Origin of the sequence: Saprospira grandis DSM 2844, assembly GCF_000275825.1 — a bacterium.
In the GTDB taxonomy this organism is placed as follows: Bacteria; Bacteroidota; Bacteroidia; order Chitinophagales; family Saprospiraceae; genus Saprospira; species Saprospira grandis_A.
In genome coordinates this window covers 575401-598291 of the sequence record NZ_JH719942.1, presented here as the reverse complement: position 1 = coordinate 598291, position 22891 = coordinate 575401, and the positions used below count along the sequence as shown (strand labels likewise).

At 47.8% G+C, this 22891-nt stretch carries 20 protein-coding genes and 1 pseudogene; 16 read left to right on the top strand and 5 right to left on the bottom strand.

Annotated elements, in window-relative coordinates:
• Positions 1–22: 22 nt before the first annotated feature.
• Positions 23–238, top strand: coding sequence for a hypothetical protein (locus SAPGRDRAFT_RS21435; protein WP_002657076.1), 216 nt, complete (start codon positions 23–25; stop codon positions 236–238).
• A 188-nt stretch (positions 239–426) separates the two neighbouring features.
• Here SAPGRDRAFT_RS21435 and SAPGRDRAFT_RS02910 read toward each other — a convergent pair whose 3' ends face one another.
• From SAPGRDRAFT_RS02910 to SAPGRDRAFT_RS02900, 3 genes are all read right to left on the bottom strand, one after another.
• Complete coding sequence (locus SAPGRDRAFT_RS02910) at positions 427–2658, bottom strand: FG-GAP-like repeat-containing protein (protein WP_002657072.1); 2232 nt, start codon at positions 2656–2658, stop codon at positions 427–429.
• A 27-nt stretch (positions 2659–2685) separates the two neighbouring features.
• On the bottom strand, positions 2686–4881 hold the full coding sequence (locus SAPGRDRAFT_RS02905) for a T9SS type A sorting domain-containing protein (protein ID WP_002657070.1): 2196 nt from the start codon (positions 4879–4881) through the stop codon (positions 2686–2688).
• 401 nt (positions 4882–5282) lie between these two features.
• A complete protein-coding gene (locus tag SAPGRDRAFT_RS02900; protein ID WP_002657069.1) occupies positions 5283–5576 on the bottom strand; it encodes a hypothetical protein in 294 nt (97 codons plus the stop codon).
• Positions 5577–5652: 76 nt separating this feature from the next.
• Between SAPGRDRAFT_RS02900 and SAPGRDRAFT_RS02895 the strand changes: the two genes are divergently transcribed.
• From SAPGRDRAFT_RS02895 to SAPGRDRAFT_RS02880, 4 genes are all read left to right on the top strand, one after another.
• Positions 5653–6573 (top strand): hypothetical protein, encoded by a 921-nt coding sequence (locus tag SAPGRDRAFT_RS02895; protein WP_002657067.1) that lies wholly within the window; start codon positions 5653–5655, stop codon positions 6571–6573.
• A 12-nt stretch (positions 6574–6585) separates the two neighbouring features.
• Positions 6586–6981: a hypothetical protein gene (locus SAPGRDRAFT_RS02890; protein ID WP_002657064.1), complete on the top strand. Its 396-nt coding sequence runs from the start codon at positions 6586–6588 to the stop codon at positions 6979–6981.
• Positions 6982–7432: 451 nt separating this feature from the next.
• Positions 7433–8536, top strand: a complete 1104-nt coding sequence (locus SAPGRDRAFT_RS02885; RefSeq protein WP_002657063.1) for an acyloxyacyl hydrolase — start codon at positions 7433–7435, stop codon at positions 8534–8536.
• Positions 8537–8768: 232 nt separating this feature from the next.
• A complete protein-coding gene (locus tag SAPGRDRAFT_RS02880) occupies positions 8769–11807 on the top strand; it encodes a CHAT domain-containing protein (protein ID WP_002657062.1) in 3039 nt (1012 codons plus the stop codon).
• A gap of 227 nt (positions 11808–12034) precedes the next feature.
• On the opposite strand, the gene SAPGRDRAFT_RS02870 is transcribed toward SAPGRDRAFT_RS02880, so the two are convergent.
• On the bottom strand, positions 12035–12778 hold the full coding sequence (locus tag SAPGRDRAFT_RS02870) for a hypothetical protein (protein ID WP_002657060.1): 744 nt from the start codon (positions 12776–12778) through the stop codon (positions 12035–12037).
• Between the two features lie 205 nt (positions 12779–12983).
• Here SAPGRDRAFT_RS02870 and glmM point away from each other — a divergent pair, with 205 nt between their 5' ends.
• From glmM to SAPGRDRAFT_RS02825, 8 genes are all read left to right on the top strand, one after another.
• Positions 12984–14375 carry a phosphoglucosamine mutase gene (gene glmM, locus SAPGRDRAFT_RS02865; RefSeq protein ID WP_002657058.1) on the top strand — a complete coding sequence of 464 codons (1392 nt, stop codon included), beginning with the start codon at positions 12984–12986 and terminating at the stop codon, positions 14373–14375.
• Between the two features lie 113 nt (positions 14376–14488).
• Positions 14489–15619, top strand: coding sequence for a cysteine desulfurase family protein (locus SAPGRDRAFT_RS02860; protein ID WP_002657056.1), 1131 nt, complete (start codon positions 14489–14491; stop codon positions 15617–15619).
• A gap of 387 nt (positions 15620–16006) precedes the next feature.
• Positions 16007–16720: a helix-turn-helix transcriptional regulator gene (locus SAPGRDRAFT_RS02850; RefSeq protein ID WP_002657055.1), complete on the top strand. Its 714-nt coding sequence runs from the start codon at positions 16007–16009 to the stop codon at positions 16718–16720.
• 4 nt (positions 16721–16724) lie between these two features.
• On the top strand, positions 16725–17252 hold the full coding sequence (locus tag SAPGRDRAFT_RS02845; RefSeq protein WP_002657053.1) for a helix-turn-helix domain-containing protein: 528 nt from the start codon (positions 16725–16727) through the stop codon (positions 17250–17252).
• A gap of 61 nt (positions 17253–17313) precedes the next feature.
• Positions 17314–17646 carry an STAS domain-containing protein gene (locus SAPGRDRAFT_RS02840; protein WP_002657051.1) on the top strand — a complete coding sequence of 111 codons (333 nt, stop codon included), beginning with the start codon at positions 17314–17316 and terminating at the stop codon, positions 17644–17646.
• A 61-nt stretch (positions 17647–17707) separates the two neighbouring features.
• Positions 17708–18583, top strand: a complete 876-nt coding sequence (locus SAPGRDRAFT_RS02835) for a protoglobin domain-containing protein (protein ID WP_002657049.1) — start codon at positions 17708–17710, stop codon at positions 18581–18583.
• Positions 18584–18943: an STAS domain-containing protein gene (locus SAPGRDRAFT_RS02830; RefSeq protein ID WP_002657047.1), complete on the top strand. Its 360-nt coding sequence runs from the start codon at positions 18584–18586 to the stop codon at positions 18941–18943. It abuts the gene before it with no gap.
• Positions 18943–19137, top strand: a complete 195-nt coding sequence (locus SAPGRDRAFT_RS02825) for a hypothetical protein (RefSeq protein ID WP_002657045.1) — start codon at positions 18943–18945, stop codon at positions 19135–19137. Before SAPGRDRAFT_RS02830 ends, SAPGRDRAFT_RS02825 begins: the two co-directional genes overlap by 1 nt.
• On the opposite strand, the pseudogene SAPGRDRAFT_RS02820 reads toward SAPGRDRAFT_RS02825, so the two are convergent.
• Positions 19134–19950, bottom strand: a pseudogene (locus tag SAPGRDRAFT_RS02820) (IS5 family transposase). The gene SAPGRDRAFT_RS02825 and the pseudogene SAPGRDRAFT_RS02820 sit on opposite strands and share 4 nt — an antisense overlap.
• A gap of 142 nt (positions 19951–20092) precedes the next feature.
• On the opposite strand from SAPGRDRAFT_RS02820, the gene SAPGRDRAFT_RS19790 reads away from it, so the two are divergent.
• The 3 genes from SAPGRDRAFT_RS19790 to SAPGRDRAFT_RS02805 are packed head-to-tail and all read left to right on the top strand — an operon-like array spanning position 20093 to position 22510.
• A complete protein-coding gene (locus SAPGRDRAFT_RS19790) occupies positions 20093–20275 on the top strand; it encodes an ATP-binding protein (RefSeq protein WP_051018592.1) in 183 nt (60 codons plus the stop codon).
• Positions 20272–20874, top strand: a complete 603-nt coding sequence (locus SAPGRDRAFT_RS02810) for a SpoIIE family protein phosphatase (RefSeq protein ID WP_002657039.1) — start codon at positions 20272–20274, stop codon at positions 20872–20874. Before SAPGRDRAFT_RS19790 ends, SAPGRDRAFT_RS02810 begins: the two co-directional genes overlap by 4 nt.
• Positions 20875–20881: 7 nt before the next feature.
• Positions 20882–22510, top strand: coding sequence for an ATP-binding SpoIIE family protein phosphatase (locus SAPGRDRAFT_RS02805; RefSeq protein ID WP_002657038.1), 1629 nt, complete (start codon positions 20882–20884; stop codon positions 22508–22510).
• Positions 22511–22891 lie beyond the last annotated feature (381 nt).

Here is a 22891-nt window from a genome sequence, read left to right as displayed (position 1 = left end):
CTGGCCAAAATACAAAGATTCAATGGCTTTGCTGATCGCTCTTCTGTTTTTTTTGGGGCCCGCGGCCAGCAAGCTGGCCGCCGCTATGCTGCGGGGCTCGCAGGTCTGCTCGGCCCTGCGCGGGCTTTGCCCGCTGGGTCTGGCCTGCGGCCACCCCTCCGCAGCGCTGGGCCTGCCCGATGCGCAAATAAAAAGGCCAGCGCTCTGTAGAGCGCTGGCCAAGTTGGTCCATTCGTAAATTTAATCAGGGCGGCTCGGCCAACAGGCGGCTGCTAAGCCGCCAATCGGCTGAGGGGCTGTAGCAGGGCCGCCGAAGGCGGCAGACCAAAGGCTTTTGAAGCAAAGCGAAAAAGCCTGCAGGGCCGAGCAGACCTGCGAGCTGCGCAATGGCCCGACCCGCCCGCAGGGCGGGGCAGCCCCAAATCATTATCGAATAATTACTTTTTGTACTTCTTGTTGGCCCGTTTTGCTACGATACTGCAACAAATACTGCCCTGCGGGCAAGTCCGTCAACTGAAAGCTGCTATACTGCTGTCCTTGGACCAACTGCTGCTGCTCGATGAGGCGGCCCATGAGGTCAAACAAAAAGAGTTGTCCGCCCGCTTCTAATGGCGCTTCCCACTTTACGACAAACTGGCCTTGGTTGGGGTTGGGAAAGAGGCTAAAGCTGTTGCTTTGGGCCAAGAAATTATTGCTAGTCGTGGTATCTACATAAGCAGGGCGATAAAAAGAAAGCCCCCCACGGATATTGCCCAGCACAAAATCGCGCTGACCATCGCCATCCAAATCGGCTACGGCAATGGTACTGTTGCGTCCCTGCCAAAAGCCCATAAAGTCTAGGCTAAGGGTGTCGTAAAGGCCCGTTACATTGCCGTCAATATTGTTAAACTGTAGAATTTTGCCATCATCATGGCCCAAGAAGAGCTCAAAGTCGGTCCCTATATCTACAAAATGTGGAGCGGCTAAGCTGCCCCCATAGGCTGTGAGGTCAAAGCCAAAGGTGTTGCTGCTCGGGCTGCTCGGAAAGTCGGGCGTATTGGCATCTCCATCATTTTCATAGTAGTACATTCGGCCAATATCATTACCGATCACAAGGTCAAGGTCGCCATCTCGGTCCAAATCCATAAGTTGCGGATAAGCGACGCTACCGGCATCAATGCCCGCAAAACTATCTGTGCGATTGCCCCAAATCATGGCTTGGTTGGCCCCTGCGGTATTCTCTACAAGGTCTAAGGTCCCATCTACCAAACCGACTAAAAGGTCTTGGTCGCCATCGCCGTCAATATCGCCAAAGGTAGGGACAAAAGACTGCTGGCCCAAGCTAGCCAAGCCCGCAAAGTCTTCATCCATCAACTCAAAGACAGGAGCTGTTGCAGTACCCACATTTTCGTAGTAGTGTAGGCTCGTACTAAAGACGTTAAAGGTGTCGGTATAGGCAAAATGCCCGACCACTAGGTCCAAAAGGCCATCGGCATTAACATCGACAATTGTGGGGAAGCTCCCCATGCCCAAGTCAATCATCTGCCCCACCATAAAGTCCTTTTGCTGAAACTCCAACTGCATAGTCGAGTCGGGGCTGTTGTTGAGGTAGAGCCAAGAAACAGAGTCGGTCACGGCCTCTCCGGTGGCTAGCTCGGTGGGGCTGGCAATCATGTCCTTATCGCCATCATTGTCTACATCTACAAAGTAGCCCGCAGGATAGCTAAATACATTTACAGGAACATCATAGCTAGGGTAAGTAATGTCTTGAGAAACAAAGAGGAAGGTGTCGTTAACTATCTCTGCAGTAAGCATATTGAGCGTGTTTACACTGACATCTCCCATGAGCAGGTCCATTTTGCGGTCGGCATTCCAGTCTACTAAGGTTACGGTAGACCCAATATGTCGGGGGTTGGCCATGCGTCCCCAATAGGAGTTGCCGGCACAGCTATCGACATCATTACTCAAGATGCCCACATTGTCAAAGCCACTTTCCGAGAACATGCCGTGGCATTCGTGCTCCAAAATAAAGTTGAGCGAGTCGCAACCATGTCCATCATCTATAGAGGTGTTGCGGTAGTAGTACACATTTCGCTGAAAGGTAAAGTCTAGGGTAAAGGCGGCAATATCTAGGTCGCCATCAAAGTCAATATCTTCAATAGCGGGAACATCGGGATTAAAGATAAAGATGTCGCTGACCCCAAACTGAGGGTGGGTGTATTCCAATAAGGGGTTGTAAAGGTCAAACTCTAGTTCATTATCGGCATTGTAGCGCCCTTTATAGACGCCAATTCCGCCAGAGGTAAAGGGGGGTTGATTAAAGAAGAAGAGGTCGGCAATGCCATCACAGTTAAAGTCGCGGGCCAACATGAAATTACGGGTCCCCTGCGGAAAGTTCTTCTGGTATTTGGGCGCATACTTATAGTTGATCTCATTGGCCCCCCCCTCATTGAGAAAGGTCAAGGCAATTTGCCCAGAACGGTCATAGACCAATAGGTCCATTTTACCATCATTGTTGAGGTCTAGTTCAGAGTACTGGGGGGTATTTAACCCACCTAGCGCTCCATAGATTAAGGTATCCCCATTGCTGTTAATGACAGGGGGCAACCAAGGCTCTACCGTTTGGCCAAAGCTAAGGCCAGCGAAAAGCAAAAGAGGGAGTAGAAGGAGTTTGTGCATAACGCAAGTAGTTTTATAATGAATATATTAATATATAACAATAATCTGAGCATATTGGCTGCTTGGACTAGAAGATAAGCTTAAAATATATTGTCCTGCTCCTAGGGCCGATAAATCTATCCTTTGAGAGGAGCTTCCGTTTAGGCTTTGCTGATATAGCAATTGGCCTAACATATTGTATACAAAGAGCTTTTGACCAGGAGTGGGGGGCAAGCCCTCCAACTGAAATTGGCCTCGACTCGGATTGGGCCAAAGCTGTAGCTTAAGCTGAGGGGCTATAGTAGAATGGCTAGTCAGCAACTGATAGTAAGCCGAAAGTCCCCCTCTGCGGTTGCCAATGAAGTAGGTCGCTTGTCCCTGCCCAAAGGCTGTAGAGGCGGCTATGGCCGTTTGCCAACCCTCATCAATTTGGTCCAAAGGATGGCTAATTCTGCGGTAAGTCCCCAAAATGTTCTGCTCAATGCTGTCGTAGGTCCAAATCTCCCCTGTTTGGCCGCCCAGAAATAGCCGGTATTCTTGGTCCAAATCTAAAAAGAAGGGGGCCGAGTTGCCTTCGCTAAATCCTGGCTGACGGGCATCAATAAAGCCTAGACTGCTTGTGGTAGGGCTAGCCGAGTACTGGGCCTGACTGCTATCGCCTGTATTTTCAAAGTAGTTGATATTGCCATTTTTCTCTCCACAAACTAGGTCTAAGTCGCCATCTCGGTCCAAATCTACCCATTGTGGGTGCGCATTCTGGCCCACATCAATGCCCTGATAGGGCAGGGGAGCGGCTAGTTGTGGGGCTTGAGCCGAGCCGGTATTCTGCAAGAAGTACAATTGGCCATCATCCAAACCGATCAAGAGGTCCAAATCGCCATCGGCATCTATATCGGCAGCAGTAGGGACCAAGCGATGCAGGTTGTATTGCCGCAATTGGCCCAAGTCATCGCTTTGCTGTCTAAAACTAGGCTGAAGGTCACTGCCCTGGTTTTCAAAGTACCAAAGTCCAGCGGTATAGCTGTTGCCCGCCTGATAGCTACCATAATGCCCCAAAATGAGGTCTTGGTCGCCATCTCCATCCCAATCGGCTAAAAGCGGAAAAGCATTGGTGCCTAGGTCCAACATCTCTTCAATTAAAAAATGATTGCTTTGTAGCTGCAACTGCGGTTGGCTGTTGCTACCCGTATTTTTATAGAATAACAAACTGCGGTCCTCCGAGGCAAAGTCTCGATTACTCGTGGCCAAAAAGTCCTTGATGCCATCCCCATCTACATCCTCATAGAAGGCGGCGGGAAAAAGCTCTACGGCTGCCGCTTGGCCCGTCGGAAAGTTTACATTTTGTTGGTCAAACCAGGCCGTGTCGTTTTGTCCGCCATTGCGCAAGGCGATGAGATTGGAGAAAGAGAGGTCGCCCAAAACGAGGTCCTTGTCTTGGTCGCCATCTAGGTCCAAACTAAGCAAACTAGAGCCTGCATGACGGCCCGACTGTGGCCTCAGGGCGGTCCAACCGGCCCAATTGGCACAGCTATCCATTCTTGGGCTGAGGTCTAGCTCGGCCTGCAATCCACTCTCATAGGCCCGCCCCCAACAGTCATCGGCTAAGGTGAAATGCAGACTATCGCAGGCATGCCCCTCTTCTATAGATTGGTTTTTAAAGTATTCGATATAGCCCCCAGAGGGGTTAAAGGTCAGGAGGTCAAGGTCGCCATCTCCATCTATATCATCAATGGCCGGAATATCTATGCTGCTCAGAAAAATAGGCTCTATTTGCCCCTGTACATCCCTATAAAATAGTTTTTTCCCAACAGTGCTCCAACTGAGCTGCCCCGCCAAATTGAGCTGCCCCTCATAGACAATAATACCTGTCTGCCCTAGGCTAGCATCTTGGAAATAGCTAAAGAGGTCCGGAATTCCATTGCAGTTATAGTCTCTCACTAGCATAAAGTGTTGTAGTTGGGCAAGTGGAAAGGCGGAGCGCAGCGCTGGCCGAGGCAAATAGCTGCCATCGCTTTGCCAACTATAAATATCAATAGTTTGGCCCACTCGGTCAAATAAGATGAGTTCTGGGGCTTGGTCGCCGTCTAGGTCGGCTGTAGAGAGTTGTGGCGAGTTGAGCCCGCCCTGCCAAGCTAGCTCAAGGGCTTGTCCATTACTCCCCATTAAGGGAAATTGGGCCTCAGGAAGCTGGGCCATAAGCTGAGCGCTCAACCATAAACAAATTAATAATAAGCTATTTTTCATCTTCTTTATGTGATTGTTTTTACATTACTTTTTTTGGGGCTGCCCCTGCGGCCTGCGGCCTTGGGTCGGGCCATTGCGCCGCTCGCAGGTCTGCTCGGCCCTGCGTCGCTCCGCTCCTTGGTCTGCCGCCTTCGGCGGCCCTGCTACAGCCCCTCAGCCGCGGGCCTCCGGCCCTTTCTAAAGGTATTGCTTCGCAATCTTATAAGAATGAGGGGTAAACCCTCATCAATTGAATTTACAGCTAGCAGGCGGCAAAGCCGCCGCAGGCCCAGCGCTGCGGAGCCGTGGCGCGAAGCGCCAGACCCAGGAGCGAAGCGACGCAGGGCCGAGCAGACCTGCGAGCGGCGCAGCATAGCGGCGGCCGACCTAGCCGAAGGCTAGCCGGCCGCGGGCCCCAAATCCTAATTTTCTGGACAAGCGCTCCAGATGGCGGGAAAGTCTGCTTTTGGAAAACTTTTGGCCAGATAGTCCCAAGCTTGGGCATCCTGCGCCTTAATCTCCTGCCACCAACTGGGGCTAAAGACCTGGCCGAGCTCCTCTCCGTTCTTTTTGGCCTCTTTGAGGGCCTTTTGGACCAAAGCGCTCCAGTAGGCTTGTTTTTCCTCAGCCGTTTTGGCGGGGTAGGTTTCAGACCAAAATAAATCGGTACTCTTCTTTAGCTTTTCGAGCCAATTGTTTTTTTTCTTTTCTTTCATGGTAGTTATAAGTTATCTTTGCGCAAGATAAAGAAATTCCTGGCGGCCCTGCTGGCTAGGAGCAAAATACCGATCTATGCGCTTACTCTCTGTTTTCTTTTTTCTGCTTTTGTCTGCCCCTAGTTTGTTGGCCTGCGATGTTTGCGGCAGTGGGGCTGGAGATAATGTCTTTGGCCTACTTCCCAATTATCGCAGTCGGTTTATGGGCCTTCGATATCGTTTTCAGAAGTATTATACAGAGCATCCGCCCTATTTGTTGGAGGAAGGCGAGGCCCTAGAGGCCTGGGATTATCTGCAAAGGGCCGAAATTTGGGGCCGCTATGGCTTGCTGAAAAACCGATTGCAACTCTTTGCTAGCCTGCCTTATCAGCACTATAGCAATTATGAGGGCGGCCAATGGAGCTATAATCAGGGTCTAGGCGATGCTAGTCTGCAGGCCAATATTACCCTTTATAATAATACGGATAGTGCAGAATATAAGCTGCGCCACTTTTTGCAATTGGGCCTTGGCCTGAAGTTGCCCACGGGGCAGTATCAGCGCCAATCTGCCGATGGGGAGCTGCTGCCCGCCAATCTACAAATGGGGACCGGCTCTTGGGATTTTCCCTTTATGCTGCTCTATAATTGGCAGTACCGAAACTGGGGCGGTGGCCTAGAAATGAGCTATACCCTCAATACCGCAGCGCCAGAAACCAATTATGAGTTTGGCGACCGCTGGAATACCAACCTATACGGCTTCTACCGCCAAAAGATTAAGGGCAATTCTATTTCTTATCAGGCGGGCCTGCGCTATGAATACCGCAACCCCGATTATCGGGGCAATATTCCCGAAGAGTTTACTTTTGGCTGGGCCCTTTGGGGCCGCCTTGGGGCCGACCTCTTTCTGCAAAACTATGCCTTTGGGGTAGAGGCCCAACTGCCCATTCAGCAAGCCCTAGGTGAAGGCTATGTATATGGCCGCTGGCAGGCTAGCTTCCGAGCGATTTATCTTTTCTAAACAAATAATATTATGCGTCATCTTATTCTGCTCAGTCTACTTTTGAGCTTGGCCCTATTGGCTTGCGAAAAGCCCCCTATAGCGCCCAGCCAAGAAGAAGTAGATAGCTTTCTGTTGAGCCCTCAGCCTGGCGATACCTTTCGTAGGGGAGAAACTATTCGGATACAGGCCAATTTCTCTGCAGAAGATTGGGAAATGCATGGCTATGAGCTCTATGTCTTAGATACAAGCACTTATGATTTGCTCTTCTCGGCGGGCCTGCATACCCATGATGGTTTATTGGCCATTGATACTAGCTGGGTCTATACCGATAGCCTCCCCCGAGCAGCAGAACTGGAAATCCGCTGCCATATAGATCATAAAGGGAATTATGTGCAGGAGTTCGTTCCTATTATTTTAGTCCCTTAGTCTATTTAAAGCAATAAAGCCCCAAACTAACCATAGTTTGGGGCTTTATTTTTCTCCCTCCTCAAGATGATTTTAACTCATTATTTGGAGGGGGTACCGAAGCCCTCCCGAGGGGTACCCAAACCCCCTCAGGGGGATTCTTTTACCCCCAGCCTAGGACCTATGGAGGTGGTCGCTAGGACCTTCTGAAATGGTCGCTAGGATTTGTCTAGATCCTCTTGAGGACCTCACTTAATGGTCAGTAGGACCTACTTAAGTCCTCTCGAGGACCTCCTTTAATGCTCCTTAGGACCTAGGCAGATCCTCTGGAGGATGTCTCTTAATGGTCGCTAGGACCTAGACAGGTCCTGGCGAGGACCTTCCTTAATCCTCCTTAGGACTTAAGCCCCCCCCAAAGCCTTATTTCCTTTCAGGACTTCAGGAGAAAGCCCTATCTTTGGGCTAAAACAGCATGCGGCAGCTACTACTATTTATACTTTTACTTTGGGCCTCAATTAGTTGGTCTCAGCAGGGGCATAGTTGGGAAATGGGCCTGCATTATGGGGGCTTAGTCAAACATCGGGAGTACATCAATATTCCGGTAGACCGTTTGCCGCCTACCTTAGGGGGCGAGATTAACTGGCTGTATCAGAGTTATGGCAAAAAGGATTGGTCGGCTTTGGCGGGCTATCCAGAATTTGGGCTCATCTTATCTTTTCAGGACTTTGCGGATGCTCGTTTGGGTTGGGGTATTGGGTTGATGCCGCAGCTCAAGTTTCCTTTTTGGCGCTCTGGCGACTGGGAGATTTATGCTCGCTTGGCCCTAGGCATTGCCTATGTATCTAATTATGGCAATAGTTTTAGGAATCCCGACAACAACATCATTGGTTCGCATTGGAACAACAACACGGCTTTGCGTTTGGGCTTTCAATGGCCTTTGAGTTCTCGTTTGCTTTTGCAGCCTTCATTTAGTTTTACGCATTATTCTAATGGGGCTTCTCAGTTTCCCAATTTGGGCATCAATGCGGCTAGTTTTCATTTGGGCCTGCGTTATCGGCCCTATGTTTTGCAGCAGCAGGACTATCGGCCTGCCCCAACGGATTATCAACCGCCCAAAAGATGGGGCGTTGGGGCTGATTTTGGCCTAGGCATGACCGAGGTGCGCCGTACCGAGCGGGGACCAAAGTTTGCTCTCTACAGTGCCACAATTTACGGTAGTTATCGCTATGCGGCCACTAAAAGTCTGCGTTTTGGCCTCTTGGGGGAGTACCATAGCGGGGTAGAGGCCTTTTGGTTGAGCAACCTGACCCTAACGGCCCAAGAAGCCCGACAAAAGGCGCAGCGTTTGTTGTTTTGGGCTGGACATGAGTGGTTGATGGGCAATATTGGTCTTGGAGTGCAAGTTGGTTATTATATTACGGAGCCGGTCGTCAGGCTCCCCTATACTCGGGCCAGCCTGGCCTACTATCCTTTTTCGCCCCTAAAGTACAAGCATACGCCCTATTTGGCGCTACGCATCAAGGCGCATGGCATCACTGCCGACTTCTTTGACTTGGCCATAGGATTAGATTTTTAAATGGATTTGGGGCTGCCCCTACGGCCTTCGGCCTTGGGTCGGGCCATTGCACAGCTCGCAGGTCTGCTCGGCCCTGCAGCGCTTTCAGCGCTTTGGTCTGCCGCCTTTGGCGGCCCTGCTACAGCCCCTCAGCCGACGGCCCCTCAGCCGACGGCCCTTCGGGCCTTTTAGGCCCAGCCGTTAAGCAGCTAAACAGAAGTTTAGTATTTTGAAAACAGAACAAATAAAACAGATGAAGCCCCTACTTCCCTTCCTATTGTTTTGCCTTCCTTTTTTGGGGAAGGCCCAGACTGCCCCCCAGCAGCTCTATGAACGACTACTAGAAAGCGAAGAAAACCTATCGACTATAGTAGATAGCTATTTAAGTATAGCTAGCAGTGCCCCAAATTACTGGAGCTATGCGGATAGTGTGCATCAGTTTTTAGCAGCCGAAGCTCCTGCTAAGCTAACCCTATTTTACCTAGAGCAAATGATTGCTCGAGCCCCAGCAGGAGAAGAAAAATACTATTGGCAAAACAGTTTGGCCTATTATGCCATAGAGCAAGAAAACTGGGATATGGCCAAGTCCTTACTTTCTACAGCTTTGGCGGAATGCCCTAAAACAGATCCTTACTACTCTAAATTCTATTATACCTGGGCTTGTTACCTCTATTACAGTGGTGACTACAAGCGGGCCCAAAAGGCCTTAGAAAAGAGTTTATTGGCGGTAGAAACTGCAGAAGAGAAAAGTAAAATTTACAACCTGCTAGGGGCCATATCCTATCAGTATGATGCCTTAAGCGATGCAGAGCACTACTTTTTAGAGGGCTTAGCGCTCTTGCAGGCTGATAGTTTACTCGATGAGGAAAGCGAAAGTACCTTCCTTAATAATTTGGCGCAATTATATAAAGATATGGGGGCTTTGAGTAAGGCTTTATCTTTTCATACTCAGCTGATGGCCATTGATGAGGCTTTTTATGGTAAGGGGCATTACTACTATGCCATGGATCTTGATTTTTTGGCTGGGGTACAGGCCTTAGATGGGCAGTTAAAGTTGGCCAAAGAAAATGAAGAAAAGGCCCTAGCTATTATTTCGGCTAGTTTGGGTAAGCAGCATAGTCTGTACTTTGAGCTAAAGGCCAATTATGGGGCGATTCTGAGCAGCTTAGGCGAAATAGAGGCTGCTGTTGCCAATTATGAGGAGCTCCTTCGGGAAGAAAAAAAAGTGGTTGGTCCTTCTTTAGAATATGCGATTAGTCTAAACAATACTGCTGTGGCCTACTTTAAAATGGGGAAGCGAAAAAAGGCCATGCAATATATGCAAGAAGCCCTAGCCCTGAGGAAAGGAAAAATGGCCAAAAATCAACTCGGCTTACTACAAAACCAATACTCTATAGCTAGGCTACATTATTACAAAGAGGACTATGAGTTGGCCCAAAATGGCTTTTGGGAGGTTATTCAGGCCAATGCGAAGAGTGAAAATTGGCTAGCGCCAGAAGAGTTACTAGAGGCTGATTATTGGCATCCTGCATTTTTTGTCCAAAGTCTAGAGGCGCTGAGCCAACTATATAGAGATCATGAGCAGTTGGAAAATGGTTTAGACTCTGCGGCTTTCTACCTTGATTTGGCCTTAGGCTACAACCGTAAAATCCGTCAGGAGCTTCGGCATGAGGGGGATAAACAGCGGACCTTAAGTTTGGGGCAGCGGTTGCTCAATCGGCAGTTTCAGTTACAACTATTGCGTAAGCAGCCAGTGGCTAGTTTGTTTCAGTTGGCGGAGGAGCAAAAGGCGGTTTTATTTCAGGAAGAGCAGCAGTTGGGGGCTTGGGGCCTACAATTGCCCGACAGCATTTTGGACCAAAGGGCGGCCCTAGAAGAGGAGTTTATGGCCCTAAAGCAGCAGCGGTCCCGCAGTTTGGAGTCCTCAGAAAAGCAGGCGTTAGATGGGCAGATTGCGCGGCAGGAGTTGGCTATTACGGCCTTTGAGAAGGCTGTCAAGCAGCAGTTTCCCGGCTACTTTGCCCAGCAATTGGAGGTAGAGGCATTGGATATAGGGGCCCTACAACAGCAGTTGGCTACAGAGGAATTACTGCTGGCCTATTTTTGGTCGGAAGAGGGACTGTATGCCTTTGCGCTCAGTTCGGAAAAGCTACAGTTGTATGAGTTGGAGCAAGAAGGTTTGGTTGAGGACTGTTTGGCCCTACAAAAAGAAATGCAGGCCTTTACTTCGGTCTTAAATGATGCAGAAGGGAGTCGAGAGCGCTACTTAAAGCTAGCTCTTTTGGTGAGTGAGCAACTACTTTGGCCCATATTGGCTGAGCAGCAGGGGCAGCGCTTAACCCTAGTTTTGGATGGGCCAATGAGTTATTTGCCCTTTGAGGCCCTATTGAGTCGAGAGGTGGCACTTTCTACGCCTTATGATTCTATTCCCTACTTAATCAAAGATTGGGAGATCAGTTATCAATCTTCGGCTAAACTGTATTTGGACCAAAGTCGGCGCTCTTTATATCCCTATGATAAAGTATTGGCCTTTGCGGGCAGCTATGCGGAGGGAGAGCCTGCTAGTGAGTTGCGCAGTCCCTTACTGCAAAACCGTCGTTCGGTATTGGGGCCTTTGCCAGCGGCCCAAAAAGAAGTGGCCTATCTAGAAGCCTTATTTGATGGGCAGTTTTTGTATGAGCAGGAGGCTAGTGAGCTCAACTTCAAGCGTCATCAGCAAGAGGGCTATGGCTTATTGCATTTGGCCCTACATGGTATTTTAGAGAAGCGGCAGCCCTTTTTATCTTCATTAGTATTTACGGAAACGGCGGATAGTACAGAAGACAACTTTTTGGAGGCATGGGAGTTGGGTCGTTTGCAGCTAAAGAGTAACTTATTGGTTCTTTCGGCCTGTGAGACGGGGTTGGGGGAGTATCAATCGGGAGAGGGCTTATTATCTTTGGCTCGGGCCTTTCAGTTTGCGGGCAGTTCTTCTATTGTGGCTAGTTTGTGGCAGGTCAATGATCAGAGCACGGCTTATATTATGCAGCGTTTTTACAGTTATTTACAAGAGGGGGCCAACAAGTCGATGGCATTGCGCTTGGCCAAACTAGATTATTTGAATGGGATTGGGGAGCCTAGTTTGGGGCATCCGGCCTATTGGGCGGCTTTTATACAACTGGGAGATCCTCGTCCGATTCCTTTGGCCAAGAAGGGACGTTGGGCAGATTATTGGCCTTATGCTTTGGGGGGGCTATTGGCTTTATCTATCCCCATGGGCATATTTCGTCGGTGGAAAGAAAAGGCGGCCTAGTTCTTTGGTCCAGTTTGGCGAGCGCAGCGAGCCTGGTCTAGCAGGGCGCGAAGCGCCCGCAGGCCTAGCGATGTGGAGGGGTGGCCGTCAGGCCAGACCGAGCCAGCTTGCTGGCGAAGGGCCGAGCGAATAGCGAGCCCTGAAACGTAGCGCCGCAGCTTGCTGCGGAGGCCCCAAATAGAAAACAAAAAGGCCCATCTTCTGAGGAGAGAGGGGCCATTGTTTTGTTAATTAGAGGAGAGGAAAGTCATCTTGAGGATATATCCTTTTTCGGCTTTTTGTTCCCAGGGGATACCGATACAGTTGGCAATATTTCCGTTGCATTGGGTATCTAGGATCAGTTGTTCTTTATAGATGAGGCCATAATTTTTGGCATATCGTTCTAGGCTATATCGGCGTTCAATATTATTGATTTTATCGACTTGCAGGACCGTCAGTACGGAGTCGAAGCTTTGGCCATTATAGCTATAACTACCATCTAGTTCGATAATCTCGGAGGCGTCCCAATCCTTATAAATATCGATACTACCGCCGGGGATACTAATCACGGTATCTCTGCGGATATAGGGGATGCCATCCCATTGGCGGTTCATTTTTAGGGGGAAGCTCAGATTGATATAGCGTTGATTATTTTCTATGCGGTAGGCAAAGCTGCCTTCAATTTGGATGGCCCAGACCTCGGCCAGTTGCCAGGGGGAGCTATCTCTTTTATAGTATCGGTTGAGGCGTTGGTAGTTTTGGTTGCGGTTATCGGTTTCTTGGCCGCCGACTTCCTCTTTAATGAGTAGAGAGACCGTGTCGACCGTTCGGTCAAAATCATTATAATAGATGCTATCTACCTGATAGACAATATAATGTCCGCTATCTATAGGGAAATAGCTGAGTTCAAAATCGGGAAAGGGTTCCGTTTCTTTTTGGCAATTGATTAGGAGGGTCGAGAGGGCGAGGAGCAGGAAAAAAGTAGGTCTCATATTGGAGTCATTTGGAGGAAGCGAAGAAAAAGGGGAGTTTTTGAATCGGATCACTGTACAATGATAAATAAAAAAACTATTTTTGGGCAAAATTTGAAAGCGCTCTTTAGGGAGAGGGCTTTGAGATGGGGTGAAACTGCTCACTGACCTTAATGGGAAGGGGGAAGTAGTTCATTTTTTTATTAAAACGTAAACGCTAGAGCTTTTGGCACTATTAAAATCAATTTCGGGAACTCGGGGAACAATTGGGGGCGCAGTAGGAGAGAACCTCACCGCCCAAGATTTGGTAGAGAGTACGGCGGCTTATGCCTATTGGATTAAGCAAGAGACGGGCAAAGATGCGCCTACAGTAGTATTGGGAAGAGATGCGAGAGTATCTGGAGAATTGATCGAGCAGTTGGTTTCGGCGACTTTGCGGATGATGGGGGTAAATGTCTATACCCTTGGTTTGTCGACTACGCCCACAGTAGAAGTAGCGGTGATGCAAGAGGAGGCTGATGGTGGGATTATTTTGACGGCCAGTCACAATCCGAAGGAGTGGAATGCTTTAAAGTTTGTGAATCATCGGGGCGAGTTTATTTCGGCTAGAGATGGCAGTGAGATATTGCGTTTAATTTCTTCTGGAGAAGTGGAGTATGCGCAGGTAGATGAGTTGGGGACTTATCAGAAGAAAGTGGGTTACATTCAGAAGCACATTGATTTGATTATGCAGCTCAAGTTGGTTCGTTCTGAATTGACCAAGGAGAAAAAATACAAGGTAGTCATTGATTGCATCAACTCTACGGGGGCTATTTCTATGGTGCCTTTATTGGAGCAGTTGGGTTGCGAGGTGATTGCGATTAACGATGAGGTAACGGGGCGTTTTGCGCATAATCCCGAGCCTTTGCCAGAGAACCTTTCGGCTTTATCGGCGGAGGTACTCAAGCAGAAAGCAGATTTGGGCATTGCGGTAGACCCTGATGTAGATCGTTTGGCTTTGATCTGTGAAGATGGAGAGCCCTTTGGCGAGGAGTACACCTTAGTGGCGGTGGCCGATTATATTTTGGGGGAAGAAGGTGGAGGAAACACGGTTTCGAATCTATCTTCTACCCAAGCGTTGGCCGAACTAACTAAAAAGCATGGGGGCAAGTACACGGCTTCTGCTGTTGGAGAGGTCAATGTGGTGCAGATGATGAAAGAAGTGGAGGCGATTATTGGTGGAGAGGGCAATGGCGGAATCATTTATCCTGCTTTGCACTATGGCCGAGATGCCATGGTAGGTATTGCGCTCTTTTTGTCATTTTTGGCGAGTACAGATAAGCGGGCTTCGGTTTTGCGTTCAGATTATCCCAACTATGTCATCATTAAGGATAAAATTCAGTTGACGCCACAAATTGATATTGACCAATTGCTAGCTGCTTTAGAGAAAAAGTATGTCAACTATCCTAAGAATACAATTGATGGACTGAAGATTTTTATTGATGAGAACTGGATCCATCTTAGAAAGTCGAATACAGAGCCGATCATTCGGATCTATACGGAGAGTGCATCATCGGTAACGGCTCAAAACTTGGCAAACAAAATCAAGTCAGATGTTCGCGAAATCATCATGGCTTAATGGGGCTATTAAATGCGTTTTGACAGGAAATAAAAGGTTGCACATTCTTTAAGAATGCGCAACCTTTCTTATTATTGATGCGACCTTATTTACAGTGCAAACAACAACATATTATGCAACGAATTTATTTTGACAATGCCGCAACGACGGCTATTCGAGAGGAGGTTCTTAGGGCTATGCTCCCTTTTTTGCGTCAGCAATATGGCAATCCATCATCTATTCATGCCGAGGGACGGGCGGCCAGGGCGGCGGTAGAGAAGTCGCGCCGCAATATTGCCCGGGCCATTGGGGCCAAGCCTTCAGAGTTGTTTTTTACTTCTGGTGGTTCGGAGGCCAATAATATGGCCATCAAGGGGGCGGTGGCGGCCTTGGGTATTCAGACCATTATTTCTACCGAAATTGAGCATGCTTGTGTGCTCAATTCCGTTGGGCAGATGCAGGCTGCTGGGGTAAACCGTATTGATTTAGCGATCGACCAGTTTGGTCGGGCAGATTTGGGCCAGTTGCGTACACTTTTGGCCAAGGCCGAGGGCAAGGTGCTGGTCAGCCTGATGCACTCCAACAATGAGCTAGGGACCCTCAACGATATTGCCGCTATTGCCGCTCTTTGCCAAGAGTTTGGGGCCTATTTTCATACCGATACAGTGCAGACCCTGGGCTATTACCCCATAGATGTCCAGCAAATGGCGCCCATTCATTTTATGTCGGGTTCTGCGCATAAGTTGCATGGCCCCAAAGGCGTAGGCTTTTTATACATTCGCCAGGGCATTCATATTCCGGCCCTCATTGTTGGCGGTGGCCAAGAGCGGCAGCTGCGTTCGGGCACCGAAAACGTGGCGGGCATTGTGGGCTTTGCCCAAGCCGTTGATTTGGCCTTGACCGAAATGCCCGAGCATCGGGCGCATATTTCGGCCCTAAAAAGCTACCTCATCGAGCAGCTGCAAACTCATTTTGGAGAGCGGCTGTCCTTCAATGGCGACTGGCAGGGAGAGAGCCATTATAAGGTGCTTTCGGTCAATTTTAAGACCGAAGTCCCCACCGATATGCTACTCTTTAAACTCGATTTGGCGGGCGTTAGCGCCTCTGGGGGCTCGGCCTGTAGCTCGGGCGCACTCAAGGGCTCTCGGGTCTTGTCGGCGCTGGGCCTTCCCGATGAATTACGTAGTTTGCGGCTCTCTTTTTCCTATGAAAATACAAAAGAAGAAATAGACCGCTGTATCGCCGCTTTATTAAAGATTGTCTAGTGTTTTTTGGGGCGTTACTCCCTTCGGTCGTCGAACTGCGCCCTAAAGGGCTTGTTGTCGTTTATTCCCGTTGGTCATCGAACTGGCGCCTCTTCGAGGCTGGTTGTCGGGGCTGGCTGATTTTTTGGGGCCTCCGCAGCAAAGCTGCGGCGCTACGTTTTGGGGCTCGCTATTCGCTCGGCCCTTCGCCAGCAAGCTGGCTCGGTCTGGCCTTTGGCCACCCCTCCACATCGCTAGGCCTGCGGGCGCTTTGCGCCCTGCAAGCTGCTCCTCCCTTTGGTCGTCGAAGGGAGGAGCATTTATTTTGAGAGAAAAATCCCCCAAAAGGGGGGCGTTTTTACTAAAAAAAATAAATAAAGACCTACATTAAAGCGCAAAGACCAAAATATGAACATCAAACAACATACAGAGCAAGAGCAACAACTTTTATTAGAGCTGCATACTTGGTGCTTAAGCAGAGACTTAGAGCGCTTAAGTAGCTATTTTGAAGGGCTGCCCAGCCCTTTATCGGTGGCTGTTATGCATGTCCGCCGCTTTGATTTTGCCTATGTCAATGAAAGTTTTAGGCAGTTTTATGGCGTAGCGGAAGAAGAAGATTTAGTCAGTTTTGGCCGAGAGCGTTTTCTTAGTTTTGTAGAGCCGAGTAGCTTGGCGCATTATCTTCGGCTGCAGCGTTGGCGAGACTGGAAAAAGGAATTAAATCCTTATCAGCTATTGGTGAAGATGCGCTCTGCTTGGACCAAAGAGTACCAGCTGCGTTTGGCCTCTCATCAGCCCTCTGAAGACGGCAATTGGGTGTTTTCGCTCAGTGTCCCTGTCAATGAGGCGGGCATTTGGAGCCAGCGGCTAAAAAAACAGCTCCGAATTAGCAGTTTGCAGCTGCGGTACTATGAGCATTATCGGCGCTTATCAGCTAGAGAACTAGAGGTCTTGGCGCATTGGGGCGAGGGCAAAAGTATGCAGCAAACCGCAGCCCTACTAACTTGCTCTAGCGAAACGGTCAAGCAACACCTCAGTAATTTGAGGGCCAAGCTGCCTTTTAGCAGTTTTCATGAGTTTATGCGCTTTATACAAGCTTTTGAGATTTACCCTAAAAAATAGGCTAATGCAAGAAAAAGAGCCCGTTAAATACTGTTTATTTGCTCCTTTAGTTTGTGGACAGCAATCGCTGCTCTGTCGCTTGCAAACTGGATCCAAAGAAGGTCCCTGGGAGGGCGGCTGTCAGCCTGTATTCAATCAAGAAGAAGGAGGGGAGCATTGGCAGTTGTGCCAGCGCAAGACCGAGGGGAACTGGCAACTAGATTTGGCCCATTATCAGGCCGATACAGGGCAACTGTCTATCCGTGCTATACAGTTTGGCCCCTTAGGCGCCTATCAGTTTTCTAAAGAAATGCTCGAGCAAGAGCTAGTCAAACAGGCCGATACAGATAAATATGCCCAATTAAGTGCAAGAGAAAGAGAATTGTTATTATATTGGGTAGAAGGGAAGACAGCAAAAGAAATTGCTGCACTTTCGGCCCGTAAAGAAGCTACCGTAAAAACTCAGCTTAAGCAATTGCGCAAAAAGCTGGGCATAAAGAGCAGAGCTGAGCTTTGGCATTTTGCCGATCGTTTGGGTTTGTTGGATCGCTAGTCAGGGATCACCAACTTAAAGAAAAGATAACCGTACATTCGTTTAATAGACAATAGAAATTATGCAAGTTCACGTTACCACAAAAAATGACATTTTGGTCCTTAGCTTTGAAGGCAGCCTAGATACAGGAACCGCCAGCTTTGCCGAGACCGAAATTAACAAACATATCAATGCACATAGCAAAGTGATCTTCAATTTGAACCAAACCAAATTTGTAAGTAGTGCAGGCCTACGTGTATTTTTGGCTACAGCCAAAAAAATGTTGGGCCTAGGAGGCTCACTCAAAATTTGTAATGCCAATGAGGTAGTTACAGAGATCCTCGATATGTCGGGCTTTAGCAGCATCATGGATGTACAGCCTGACCTAGATGCAGCCTTGGCTGCATTCGCTTAAGGGAGAATAAATAGGAGCCCAACTCCTTTCCCATGAGCCCCAAGAATAAATTCCATTATAAATGTCACTTACCGCCTCCAATTTAAAAAACCGCTTCTTTATCCAAGATGAGCAGTTGGCGCTTTTGCAAACTGCCTCAAAACAGATGCTAGACCGCCTTCCAGCTATCATTGATAAGTTATATGAGCACCTTTATCTGTTCCCAAAGTTTAAGGATTACTTTCACTCTGAAGATTATGTCGCTAAGGTTAAGCAGTTGCAAGTAGAGCATTGGCGATCTTTCTGGAAAGATGATCTAGATGACGCCTACTTGAATAAACGAGTGCGAATAGGCGAGGTGCATGCCCGCATCGGCCTGCCCTTAGATATGTATTATGATGCCGTCATGATACTCAATAAACTCTTTGAAGACGAATTTAATGCTTTGGGAGTGCATACCGTGGCTTTGTCTACTGCCTATCACCGACGAGTCTCTATGGATGTTTATATTGTTGTAGATACCTACAACAAAATTATGAAGAACCGCCTAGAGAAGCAAAATGAAGCTTTGCGAGAAATGTCTACCCCAGTGGCCCAAATTGCCAAGCATATTTTATTGCTGCCTTTGGTGGGGATTATTGACTCTAAACGTGCTCAGGAGCTCATGAGCAGAATGCTCGATAAGGTGGGGCAAATGGCCGCTAAAGTCTTTATCTTAGACATTAGCGGAATTGCTGTAGTAGATACCGCCGTGGCCAACCACCTTATTAAAATGACTAAAGCTTCTCGCCTGATGGGCTGTGACTGTATTATATCTGGAATTTCGCCTGCAGTAGCCCAAACTATTGTAGAACTAGGGGTGCAAATTGACGAAATTATCACGGAGGGAACCATGCAGGCCGCTCTAAATGAGGCCTATAAATTAACTGGCTTAGAACTTCGACAAATTAAAAAATAGATGGAACAACTCCATAGAATACCAGTACAGCGCTCAGAGGACAAGCTGATTGTTCCCATTCAATATGAGCTAACGGCTCCAGCGCTCAATGCCTTAAAAGACCGTCTCTTTAATCAGATCCAAGGACAAAACTACAAGGGGGTAGCTTTTGACCTCTCTGGTTTGGAGCTCATCGATGCAGAAGAATTAGAAAGTCTATTGCAACTGATGCGAACGCTCAAAATTGTAGGTCTGGTCCCTGTACTTTGTGGACTCTCTCCCGGTCTAACCGCCACTATTGTCGGTCTAGACATTTCCTTTGATGCCCTAGCCGTAGAGGCAGATCTTAAATTGGCCCTAGAATACTTATCTAAGTTATAATGGAACTCGTTTTTAGACAACATATTCGTACAGAGATGGACCTACATCTCACGATCCATAAAACAAGCAATTTGCTCAAGGATCTAGGCTTTCCTACTATTGCTGTAGCTAAGCTGAGTACTTCTGTGTCTGAACTAGGCTATAATATTTTGAAGTATGCCAAAGAAGGCTATTTTAATATAGAGTTTGTTTAAAAATTTCGTTTTAGGAAAATAAGTATAAAGGCTAAATAGTGTAGACTCGCCCAGTTGTCGGCTTTTCTTTCAAAACGAATGAGTAAAATTTTGAATGCGTCAATCCATGCGTTAGTTCGCTCAACAGAAAAGCGTTCTTTGTAAAGTTCCTCATCTATAATATCTTGATAATAAGCTTTTTTTCTATTTCTTTTGTTGTGGTCAATATTAGGGATAATGCCCATTTTTTGGCAGTTTTCTCTAAGTTTTTTGCTATCAAACCCTGCATCAGCATTCATAAATAAACCATCAGGAGAGATGTCTGAAAGCTGCAGATCGGCAAGCATTTTTTGGAAATGACTCTCGATTTCAAACAAATCATTATGGTTTCCCGCAAAAGGCGGAGACATAGCGATTGGCAGCCCATTTTTATCTGTGAGAAAGAGAGCATTTGTGGTTTTGGACTTTTTTCGGCCCTGATAACCCACAGCTTCGCCCCCTCTTTTCGCTGGGGTATGACTTCCGTCAAGCTGTATACTAGATAAATCTAAACAAGATTTTTCATGGGCTAGAAATTGGATCCACACTTTTTGCCAAATACCAGACTCGGACCAGCTATTGAAGTAGTAATATACTGTTTGCCAGCAAATTAGAACTTCGTACAAAAAAAGATTGTATCGGTAATTCTCTCCACTGACAACCTGTTTTAAGCCTATAAATTATCGCTTTAACAATTTGCCACAGAGGCGCTTTGGTTTTTCGAGCCAATTTTTTTTCGGGAAAAAATGCTAATATTTTTTCCGTAATAAATTCTTTTGATAAATTCACAACCATGTTGCAAAGCCTTTTTTTGTTTTTGTCGTAATCAACAATAATAAGCGCTTTGCAGCATTTTTTTTTGCCTTAGTCTAGCTGCTGACTAAAAAATTTAAACAAGCTCATAGAAAAGTTAACTTACCCCCGCTTAGGCGTTAGAGTGGTCGCCATCGATCAAGGACCAGGAATTGAAGATATTGAAACCGCTCTGCAAGATAGTTTTAGTACCTCCGGAACCCTAGGCCTTGGCCTTCCTGGCGTTCGCCGAATGATGGATGAATTTAACATCAAAAGCGAGTTCGGTAAGGGAACCGAGGTGAGTATCGTAATTTATAAATCATGAGTTGGGTCAGACGATATGAGGACGAATATTTCCAGTTGCACTATTCTTGGCGAAATTGCCGAGGAGAGCAGTGCTGTGGAGATGCAGTACTGCTCCACAGAGAAGAAAATTCTATCTTCCTAGCCCTAATCGATAGCCTCGGCCATGGCCCAAAAGCCGCAGAAATGTCAGATAAGCTAAAAGCCTATCTGAAAAAATATCACTATCTTCCGCTAGACGAATTGCTCCAAAAAGCACATCGCCACTTTGAAGCAAGCCGAGGCGCAGCCCTAGCCGTTTGCCGCCTGCATGAAGATGGCCGCTTAGAGTATATCGGACTGGGCAATGTCGTGGTCCGAATTCTCGAACACCAACAAGAACAATTGCTGGTGTCTAAGGATGGCGTGCTGGGCCAAAGAGCCCGGCAGTTCCAAATCACTGAGCATCAATTGCAACCAGGATATGCCCTGATGATGTATTCAGATGGTATCAAAGGACGCCCCCTTTACCGTAAGAGTTGGCCCCTCAGAGGAACAGCCGAACTCTTATCAGATATTATCGAAAACTATGGACGTAGCTATGATGATCTTTCTATAGTCTACCTTAACCTCCTGAAATAACCTGCTTATGTTCTTGCACACTAGCCATATTCGAATACAAGCCATAGAAGATATTTACCACTTCAGACATAAAGTCTTTAGCGTGGCAGAGTTGCTAACTGTAGACGCTATTACAGTGACTACCCTAAGTAATTCTATCTCTTCCTATTTGCGCAAATTACCCTACCCCCAAGAGGTAGAGGTGCAGCTCAAAGGCGATGGAGAAAAAATTACACTCAGCGTTCAGGTGCAAAGATCCGCCAAAGAAGAACGCCTCTTGGCCGCCTTCTTTGACGAAATCCAACCCACCAATAAGAGTAGCGAACTCTTGCTGATTAAGCATTTTCGCCTCAGAGAAGATTTTGAAGAGAAATTTCGCGCCGCCTCTAATATCCTCGACCTCAAAACTAAGGAGGAACTAGCCCAAGAATTACTCGAGTCTTCAGAAAATCTTCGTAAGGCCACTTTGGCTAAAGCACGAATGGAAAATGAGCTCAATGTAGCCCGTGATATCCAACTCAGTATGCTGCCATTGACTTTTCCAGCCTTTCCCCATAAAGACGAAATTGAGGTCTTCGCCCAACTTATCCCCGCCCGAGAAGTAGGTGGAGATTTCTACGATTTTTATTTCCTCGATGATCGCCACCTCGCTATTGTCGTCGGAGACGTTTCGGGTAAAGGAGTACCCGCCGCCCTCATGATGGCCGTCTGTAAAACCCTACTCAAATCAAGAGCAAGTACAGAGCAATCTACCGCTAGTATTCTCACTTATGTGAATACCGAAATGGCCAAGGATAACCCAAAGTCTATGTTCGTGACCCTCTTTATGGGTATTCTCGATGTGCAAACTGGGCAGTTTATTTATTCTAATGCAGGACATAACCCCACTTATATCCGCCGAGCCAATGGCGAACTCGAACGCCTGAGCAAATTGCATGGCCCCGTTTTGGCCGCTATGGAAGGCCTCGTTTATCGAGAATCAACCATAGAACTCAAAACCGATGATCTGGTTTTTGCCTATACCGACGGAATTACAGAGGCCCACAATGAAGCCAATGAACTATTCTCAGACGAACGCCTGCAACAACTCCTCAAACAATATCCAGATGAAGAAGCACAACCTACCGTAGAACGAATCGTGCAAGCTACCCAAATCTTTAAGGGAGAACGAGAACAGTTTGATGATATTACCGCTATCGCCCTGAGTTTCTTAGGTAAGGGCCAAGCTGTGGCCACCTACGATAAGGAGTTCTGTATCAAGAACGAAATCTCTGAGGTCCAACGCGCCATGATTATCTTTGAGGAGTTTGCCCATGAGCACCGCATTCCTATGCCCGTTATGCTCAAGGTCAATATTGTCCTCGATGAACTATTATCTAATATTATTAAGTATGGCTTTGAGGATGAAGACCGCCTCCAACTCATCGACATCAAAATAGAGTTGCAAGCCGGTAAGCTATTACTCGAAATTTCGGACCGTGGCCTGCCCTTTAACCCTTTCCAAAAAACACCGCCCGACTTGAGCAAGTCTATTGAAGAACGCGAAATTGGAGGATTGGGCATTCATTTGGTCCGTAAACTAATGGATGAACACTCGTATAAACGCAAAATTGATCAGAATGTCGTACTGATGATTAAGTACAATATTTTTGAGTAATTCTTGGGGCCTCCGCAGCTTTGCTGCGGCGGTTACTCCCTTTGGTCGTCGAACTGCGCCCTGAAGGGCTTGTTGTCCTTGCTGGGCTCGCAGGTCTGCTCGGCCCTGCGGCGGCTTTGCCGCCTTGGTCTGCCGCTGCGCGGCACCCCTACAGGCAGCTAGGCCTGCGGGCGCTAAAGCGCCCTGTAGACTGCTCCTCCCTTCGGTCGTCGAAGTAGGGCAGTCTTTCCCTATTTTAGCCCAAGCATTTTCTGGCGCTAGTTAGCCCAAATAATATTTTGGCTTTTGGGCCAGAGGCAGGGCGGCGGCTATTGGCTGAGGGATGGAAAGTGGTGCGGCGAAGCCGCAGACCCAGCAAAATGAGCGCAGCGAAATTTTGCG